Source organism: Streptomyces anandii JCM 4720, from assembly GCF_014650655.1.
GTDB classification, from domain to species: domain Bacteria; phylum Actinomycetota; class Actinomycetes; order Streptomycetales; family Streptomycetaceae; genus Streptomyces; species Streptomyces anandii.
In genome coordinates this window covers 412681-419991 of record NZ_BMVJ01000002.1, presented here as the reverse complement: position 1 = coordinate 419991, position 7311 = coordinate 412681, and the positions used below count along the sequence as shown (strand labels likewise).

Annotated in this window: 7 protein-coding genes and 1 pseudogene; 2 read left to right on the top strand and 6 right to left on the bottom strand. The window is 72.8% G+C overall.

The window, feature by feature from the left end:
• Window positions 1–560, top strand: a 560-nt coding sequence (locus IE249_RS36255) for an acyltransferase family protein (RefSeq protein ID WP_373304346.1), incomplete at its 5' end; no start/stop codon positions are given.
• A 27-nt stretch (window positions 561–587) separates the two neighbouring features.
• Here IE249_RS36255 and IE249_RS05080 read toward each other — a convergent pair.
• Both IE249_RS05080 and IE249_RS05075 read right to left on the bottom strand, forming a co-directional pair.
• Window positions 588–1169 carry a Uma2 family endonuclease gene (locus tag IE249_RS05080; RefSeq protein WP_189703524.1) on the bottom strand — a complete coding sequence of 194 codons (582 nt, stop codon included), beginning with the start codon at window positions 1167–1169 and terminating at the stop codon, window positions 588–590.
• Window positions 1170–1261: 92 nt separating this feature from the next.
• Window positions 1262–2842: an acyl-CoA mutase large subunit family protein gene (locus IE249_RS05075; RefSeq protein WP_189703523.1), complete on the bottom strand. Its 1581-nt coding sequence runs from the start codon at window positions 2840–2842 to the stop codon at window positions 1262–1264.
• A 272-nt stretch (window positions 2843–3114) separates the two neighbouring features.
• Between IE249_RS05075 and IE249_RS05070 the strand changes: the two genes are divergently transcribed.
• Window positions 3115–3966 carry a L,D-transpeptidase family protein gene (locus IE249_RS05070; RefSeq protein ID WP_229857552.1) on the top strand — a complete coding sequence of 284 codons (852 nt, stop codon included), beginning with the start codon at window positions 3115–3117 and terminating at the stop codon, window positions 3964–3966.
• Between the two features lie 319 nt (window positions 3967–4285).
• Here the strand turns inward: IE249_RS05070 and IE249_RS05065 are convergent, their stop codons facing one another.
• The 4 genes and pseudogenes from IE249_RS05065 to IE249_RS36250 form a co-directional block, all read right to left on the bottom strand.
• Complete coding sequence (locus tag IE249_RS05065) at window positions 4286–5431, bottom strand: extensin (protein WP_189703521.1); 1146 nt, start codon at window positions 5429–5431, stop codon at window positions 4286–4288.
• Entirely contained in the window at window positions 5431–6093 is a 663-nt protein-coding gene (locus IE249_RS05060) for an RNA polymerase sigma factor (RefSeq protein ID WP_189703520.1), read from the bottom strand. Before IE249_RS05060 ends, IE249_RS05065 begins: the two co-directional genes overlap by 1 nt.
• 291 nt (window positions 6094–6384) lie before the next feature.
• Entirely contained in the window at window positions 6385–7074 is a 690-nt protein-coding gene (locus IE249_RS05055) for a hypothetical protein (protein WP_189703519.1), read from the bottom strand.
• A 150-nt stretch (window positions 7075–7224) separates the two neighbouring features.
• A pseudogene (locus tag IE249_RS36250) lies at window positions 7225–7311 on the bottom strand (RNA polymerase sigma factor); the annotation flags it as partial.

Below are 7311 nucleotides of genomic sequence, written 5' to 3'. Positions count from 1 at the left end.
TCTTCTGCGCCTGCTGGACGCTGGCCTCCGCGATCGCGCAGGGCGCGAGGATGCCGCTGCTGGACATCGTGCTGATGCCCGAGTACACGCCGTACTTCGTCGGCGGCATCGGCCTCTACCTCGTCCACCGCGACCGGCGCGACGCGTACGCCTGGGGCATCGTGGCGGTGAGCTGGCTGATCGGCCAGCACTACGCGGTCCAGCGGCTGTGGCACGCCCCGGACGCGCACGGCTTCTCCTACCGCGGCGCCACCGGCATCGTCCTCGTCGTGACGCTCGGCTTCGCCGCCGTCGCCGTGATCGCGCTCGGGCTGCTGCACTGGGCCGACTGGCGCTGGCTGACCGTCGCGGGCGCGCTGACGTACCCCTTCTACCTGGTGCACGAACACCTGGGCTGGGTCGTCATCGAGGCGCTGCACCGGCGGCTCGGCATCCCGTCCTACGGGACCTTCCTGCTGACGGTGCTCGCGATGCTCACCCTGGCGTGGCTGATGAACCGGTACGTGGAGGAGCGGCTGACCCCGAAGCTGCGCACGGCGCTGTCCCGGCCGGGGCCGTAGCGGCCCGGGGCACCGGCAGAGCGCGGATCAGCCGTCGCCGTCGAGAAGGACGTCGACGGAGAGCTCGAGGTCCACGCCGACGCACTTCGGAACAGGGACGCGCACGCCGCGCTCGAAACGCCGGGGGTCGGGGTACTTGCCGTCCGCCGGGTCGGTGTAGAGGAGGACTTCCCCATGCTTCCGGTCGGCGACGAGGTAGGCCGGAATGCCTGCCTGGGCGTAGCACTCCACCTTGGGCCCGAGGTCGTCGGACCAATTGGACGACGTCACCTCGACCACCATCCGGAAGACGTGCGGTGCGTAGTAGTTCTTGGTGACATGGGCGTCGCGGAAGTCTCCTTCGACCACGGAGAAATCCGGGATGGCGAAGTCCGAGGGCAGTGTGGGCAGCCAGAGTCCGACGCCTTGGACGTATTCACACCCGGCCTCGACGATCCCCGCGCCGTCGAACGCCCTGCCGAGCTTGGTCAGTGCCAGCTGATGTGAGCCGTCCGGCGGCGGTGTCACAGTGAGCCTCCCCTGGAGAATCTCCACGCGGTGGCCAGGCAGTGCACGGGCGAGCTGGGCGGCGGCCTCGCCCAGGGACAGCTCCTGCTGCAGTACGGCCATGGCGTCCTCCTTGTAGGGGCCCACTCTCCACGAGAGTAACCGGGGGCGGATGTCTTCCGCCCCCGGTCACCCGTTCGTAGGAATGGCCAAGCTCAGAACGCGTCCGAGGGCACGTAGTTGCCCCACACCTCGCGCAGCGCGTTGCAGACCTCGCCGACCGTGGCCCGGGCGCGCAGGGCCTCCTTCATCGGGTAGAGGACGTTGTCCTCGCCCTGGGCGGCCTTCTTCAGCGACTCCAGGGCCGTGTCCACGGCCGCCTGGTCGCGCTCGGCGCGCAGCTTGGCCAGACGTTCGGCCTGCTGGGCCTCGATCGCCGGGTCGACCCGCAGCGGCTCGTACGGCTCCTCCTCGTCGAGCTGGAAGCGGTTGACGCCGACCACGACCCGCTCGCCGGAGTCGGTCTCCTGGGCGATGCGGTAGGCGCTGTGCTCGATCTCCTGCTTCTGGAAGCCGTGCTCGATGGCGTTGACCGCGCCGCCGAGGTCCTCGACCTTCCGCATCAGCTGCAGCGCGGCCGCCTCGACCTCGTCGGTCATGCTCTCGATGACGTAGGAACCGGCGAAGGGATCGACCGTGGCGGTCACGTCGGTCTCGTACGCGAGCACCTGCTGCGTGCGCAGGGCCAGGCGGGCGGACTTGTCCGTCGGCAGGGCGATGGCCTCGTCGAAGGAGTTGGTGTGCAGGGACTGGGTGCCGCCGAGCACCGCGGCGAGGCCCTGGACGGCGACGCGGACCAGGTTCACCTCGGGCTGCTGGGCGGTCAGCTGCACGCCGGCCGTCTGGGTGTGGAAGCGCAGCATCAGCGACTTGGGGTTCTTCGCGCCGAACTCCTCCTTCATCACCCGCGCCCAGATCCGGCGGGCCGCGCGGAACTTGGCGACCTCCTCCAGGATCGTCGTGCGGGCCACGAAGAAGAACGACAGGCGGGGCGCGAAGTCGTCCACGTCCATGCCCGCCGCGACGGCCGTGCGGACGTACTCGATGCCGTCGGCGAGCGTGAAGGCGATCTCCTGCGCGGGGGAGGCGCCCGCCTCCGCCATGTGGTAGCCGGAGATCGAGATGGTGTTCCACTTCGGGATCTCGGCCTTGCAGTACTTGAAGATGTCCGCGATCAGGCGCAGGGAGGGCTTGGGCGGGAAGATGTACGTCCCGCGCGCGATGTACTCCTTCAGCACGTCGTTCTGGATCGTGCCGGTGAGCTTGTCCGCCGGGACGCCCTGCTCCTCGGCGACCAGTTGGTACAGCAGGAGCAGCAGCGCGGCAGGGGCGTTGATGGTCATCGACGTGGACACCTTGTCCAGCGGGATCCCGCCGAACAGCACCCGCATGTCGTCGATCGAGTCGATGGCCACGCCGACCTTGCCGACCTCGCCGTGGGCGATCGGCGCGTCGGAGTCGTGGCCCATCTGGGTGGGCAGGTCGAAGGCGACCGACAGGCCCATGGTGCCGTTGGCGATCAGCTGCTTGTAGCGGGCGTTGGACTCGGTGGCCGTGCCGAAACCGGCGTACTGGCGCATGGTCCAGGGGCGCCCGGTGTACATCGTGGGGTACACACCGCGGGTGAAGGGGTACGAGCCCGGTTCGCCCAGCTTCCCGGCCGGGTCCCAGCCCTCCAGGGCGTCCGGTCCGTAGACCGGCTCGATGGGCAGCCCGGACTCCGACTCGCGCGCCATGGTGTGTGCCTCCGCGTTCCGCGTTGTGTGAATTACTGGGTTACTCGTGAGTTACCCGCCGGTACAGCCGACCCTCGCCACGGACTGTAGCGGCGGCCGTGCGCCGGGTGGAGTGCACCGCGCTGGGACCTTCCTCACAGACCTGTGTCTCCCACCTTGCCCTGTGGTTCGCCGCGCGTCACGCGTGGGGAGACATCCCCGTGACGGCCGGGCGTGGACGGCACTCCCGGCATCCGGATGAGACGCCGGGGGGCGGCATGCGTATCGGGGGCATGAGGAGACCGGCGCTCGTCGCGACCGCCGCCGTGGTGCTCGCCGCGCTGTACGGCTGCACGGTGCAGGCGCCCGGCCAGGACGGCCGGCACCGCTCGCCCGTGCACATCGACATCCCCGGTTCGCGGACGCCGTCCGCCCACCGGTCCACCGCTCCGCCGTCCGGCGGCGGTGCGGGCGGGTCCGCGCCGAGCACGTCCCCGCCCGCGGCCTCGACCGCGCCCGTCCTGTGGTCGCGCGGCGACAGCGGCCGGGACGTGCGCGAGCTCCAGGCCCGGCTGCGCCAGGTCGACTGGCTCTTCGACGGCCCGACCGGGACGTACGACGATCTGACGGAGAAGGCGGTCAGCGGTTTCCAGGGCAAGCGCGGGCTGCCGCGCACGGGGCGCACCGACACCGTGACCTGGCAGCGGCTGCGGGCCATGACGCACGAGCCGGGCCGGTGGGAGCTGTACCTGATGGGCGGCCAGCCGGCCGGAGCCCCGGATCCGCGCTGCCTGACCGGACGCGTGCTGTGCATCGACAAGACCAGCCGGACGCTGCGCTGGATGGTCGACGGGCGGACCGTGTCGACGATGGCGGTGCGCTTCGGGGCGCAGTACACGCCGACCCGCGAAGGCGTGTTCCAGGTCTACTGGAAGTCCCGGCACCATGTGTCGACGCTCTACCACTCCCCCATGCCGTACGCGATGTTCTTCAGCGGTGGCCAGGCGGTGCACTACTCCTACGACTTCGCCGCCCGGGGTTACGCGGGCGGCTCGCACGGATGCGTCAACGTGCGGGACGAGGCGGCGGTCTCCCGGCTCTTCGCCGAGGTGCGGGTGGGCGACAAGGTCGTCGTGTACTGGTGAGCGACGGCAAGACCCGGCGCTGGAGACCGAGGGGATTTCGGGGCGCGGGCGGGACCGGGGGAACGTGTCCCGCCCGCGCCGAATGCACGAGCCGTGGGTACGGGGGGAACCCCGGCTCTGTGCGACGGCCGATGACCAGTCGGCTCACTCATTACTGCGCCGCGGCGCCCGAAAACGTCACACCCTGCGGGAAGAATTTTTCGCCGAACACGAAACCGCAGGTCAGCACGGGTCAGGAGGGTGAGCGGGACACGCCGGTGACCGGCCGTTCAGCGCGGGAGCCGCGCCGTGGCCGTGAAGGGGCCGGCCGGCCGGAGGATCACAGCGCGCTGTAGGTGGGCGCCGGGGCCGGGACCGAGCGGGTGGCCGTGCGGTCCGGGAGCGAGGGGCCGAAGGGCGGGTGGGTGGATCCGCCCTTGCCGGGACGGCCACCGCCGCCTATGTGACCGCCTTCGTCGTCACCGTGGCCGCCGTTCCCGTTCCCGTTCCCGTTTCCGTTTCCGTGGCCGTGCTGTCCGTCCTGGCCGCCCTGACCGCCCTGACCGCCGCCCTTGTTCCCGTCCGTGTCGCCGCCGCCCTGGCCGCCGGAGCGCCCGTCGACCGTCTTCAGGACGAACTTGCAGTACGTCCACACCCGGCCGGGGCCACCGGCGGCGCTGTCCAGGGCCAGCTTGCGGCCGGTGCCGAGGTCCCGGCCGTCGCGCAGGTCGCGGCAGGCGGAGGCCACCTTGTTCCAGCGGCCGGTGGCGCCGTCCTGCGGGTCGCCGGTGCCGGCGGTGGAGTCGTCCTGCCCCGGGGCGGTGGCGCCGGAGCCCGGGGAGGCGCCGGCGACGCTGCCGTCGGAGCCGGACGTGCCGCCGCCGGACGCGGCGGTGCCCCCGCCGCTCGCGGTGCCGTCCGGAGAGGGCGAGACCAGGGGGCGCTCGGAGGCCGCCGGGGCCGAGACGGAGGCGGCGGGCCCGGGCTCGTCGCCGCCGAACGGCGTCGGCAGGACCCCGGTCGTGGCCGCCGCGGCGACCCCGCCGACCGCGCCGGCGGCCAGCGCGCCTGCCAGTGCCAGACGCAGCGGCCGCCCCCAGCGAGCACGCCGGGGGCGGGCCCTGTGCCCGTCGCCCGAGGGGGCGCGGGCCTCGGCACGGGCCCCGATGCGGACGAGTCCCACGGCGTCGACGTCCGTCCGGGTGACCGGCTGCTCCGGTCGGCCGAGGGCGGCCCGGGCGTCGGCCTGCTCGGCGCGCACCTTGCGGAAGGCGGCGAGCGCGGCGGCCTCACCGGGCAGTTCGGCGTCGGCGTCGGTGGTGGTGGCGGAGGCTTCGGCGGACGGCCCGGCGGACAGTGCGCCGAGTGCGCGCAGGAGGCGTTCGGCCTGGTCACGGGCGGTGGCGTCGAGGTTCTCCAGTGGCTCCCCGCGCAGCAGGCGCTCTGCCGCCTCGGGGTCCAGCCATCGGTAGTGCTCGTCGGCCATCACATGTCCTTCTGCGTCCGGGCGCGCGTATGCGTCACACCGGCGGACGTCACCGCGCGGCCACGCGGTTCTCGCGGGGGCGGCAGGGCGCCGAGCACGCCCGCGGATTCCGGATCGTCCCCGAGCAGTTCCGCCAGCCGTTTCAGCCCGCGGTGCGCCGCCGTGCGTACGGCGCCGGGACGCTTGCCGAGCGTCTCGGCGGCGCTCTTCGCGTCCAGGCCCACGACCACGCGCAACACGACCGCCTCGGCCTGGTCCTGCGGGAGCTGGGCGATCAGGGAGAGGGTGCTGCCGGTGGCCAGGGACTCCATGGCCTCGCCCGCGGTGTCGGACTCGGCGGGCTTCGCGGTCAGTTCCGTTTCGTCACCGCCGATCGCCGGGCGGCGGCCGCGCATGCGTATGTGATCGAGGGCCCGGTTGCGGGCTATGCGGGCGGCCCAGCCGCGGAACCGGTCGGCGTCCCCGCTGAACCGTTCGAGGTCGCGGGCTATCTGCAGCCAGGCCTCGGAGGCCACGTCCTCGGCGTCCGGGTCACCGACCAGTGTGCGTACGTATCCGAGCAGCCGCGGGTGCACGGCGCGGTACACAGTCCGGAACGCGGTCTCGTCCCCGTCCTGTGCCGCAAGCACCGCGGCGGTCAGCTCCGCGTCGTCCCCCAGCACCCCGTGGTTCCTCAGTAGATCGAGCCAATCGTGCGCGGCCTCGTGGCCGCCGGCGGTTGCAGTGCAGTGATCATGCACGTCCCGCGCCCGGCGCGAAAGGCACGTTACGGCCTGAAACCGTCTGCCGTCCATGACCGTACAACGCGCAACTAACTAATGTGGGGGTGAGGTGTGACAGAAAACGCACCATCGGCGCTGTAGGAAGTACGGGCCGCCGCGCGGCCCGTGCCGCGCGACGGCCGGGGCCTCTCCTGTGGGGGGTGGCGGCCCCGGCCGTTGCCTCGGCGCCGGTCAGCCGGTCTTGCCGCCGGTTCCGGCCGTCCTGCCGGCCGGTCCTCCGGGTCTCCCCGGCTTCTCCGGCTCGGCGGGGCTTCCGGGCCCGGGCTTCCCCGCCCTCTTCGACGGGCCGCCTGTTCCTGTGGTGCGTCCCAGTCGCGCGGCGCAGTACGCGGCCACCTCGTTCTTCCCGCCCGCCGCGGTGACCAGCCGTTGCCAGGCCGCCGAGTCCAGTGCCTTGCCGCGGCCCTTGACGTGCTCGTAGGCGCGGCAGTGGGCCTCGGTGTCCTTGGCGGTGTCCGGACGGTCCGGCGTGGCGGAGGCCCCGGACGTGCCGGCCGTGCCGGAGCCGGAAGCGGACCGGTCCTCGGAAGAGGGGGCGAAGGTCCTCGCGGGCGGTGAGGACCGCGGCCCGCGCTCGGGCTCGGCGTCCGACCGGGCGGAGCCGATGGCGGCGACGGCGACACCGCCCAGCGTCAGGCTCGACAGGAAGAGGGCGAGGGTGGCTCTCACCGAACGGCGGGCACCCCGGCGCTCGCGCGGCCGCCAGTCGTCCCGGCGGCGGGTCCGGGCCGCCCGGTGCGACCCGTCGGCCCGGGCCGCCCGGAAGGCATCCACCGCCCGTCGCTCGGCCGCTCTCTCCAGGGCGCCCTCACGCAGCGCGGCGGCGAGCAGTTCCTCCAACGAGGCACCGGCCTCCGTCATGCCGCCACCGGACCGGGACGCGGACCCGGTGCCGTGCGGGTGCACGCCTCGGCGGCCGCCCGCAGTGCGGTCGCGCTGCCGTTCACCCATTTCCGTATCCATCCCTGTCGCACGGTCGGCACTCCATACGGCTGGGGCCGCCGTTGCCACTCACTCCGACTCCCCCAGCGTCCGGGCACCGTCCTTCGTCACACCCGCCGCACCCAGCCGGCCGGCGAGCGACTTCAGCCCCCGGTA

Bases quoted from the DNA above. Each gene is read 5' to 3' on its own strand.
- IE249_RS05080 (WP_189703524.1), bottom strand. From the start codon at position 1,169: ATGGCCGTACTGCAGCAGGAGCTGTCCCTGGGCGAGGCCGCCGCCCAG.
- IE249_RS05075 (WP_189703523.1), bottom strand. From the start codon at position 2,842: ATGGCGCGCGAGTCGGAGTCCGGGCTGCCCATCGAGCCGGTCTACGGA.
- IE249_RS05055 (WP_189703519.1), bottom strand. From the start codon at position 7,074: ATGACGGAGGCCGGTGCCTCGTTGGAGGAACTGCTCGCCGCCGCGCTG.
- IE249_RS05065 (WP_189703521.1), bottom strand. From the start codon at position 5,431: ATGGCCGACGAGCACTACCGATGGCTGGACCCCGAGGCGGCAGAGCGC.
- IE249_RS05070 (WP_229857552.1), top strand. From the start codon at position 3,115: ATGAGGAGACCGGCGCTCGTCGCGACCGCCGCCGTGGTGCTCGCCGCG.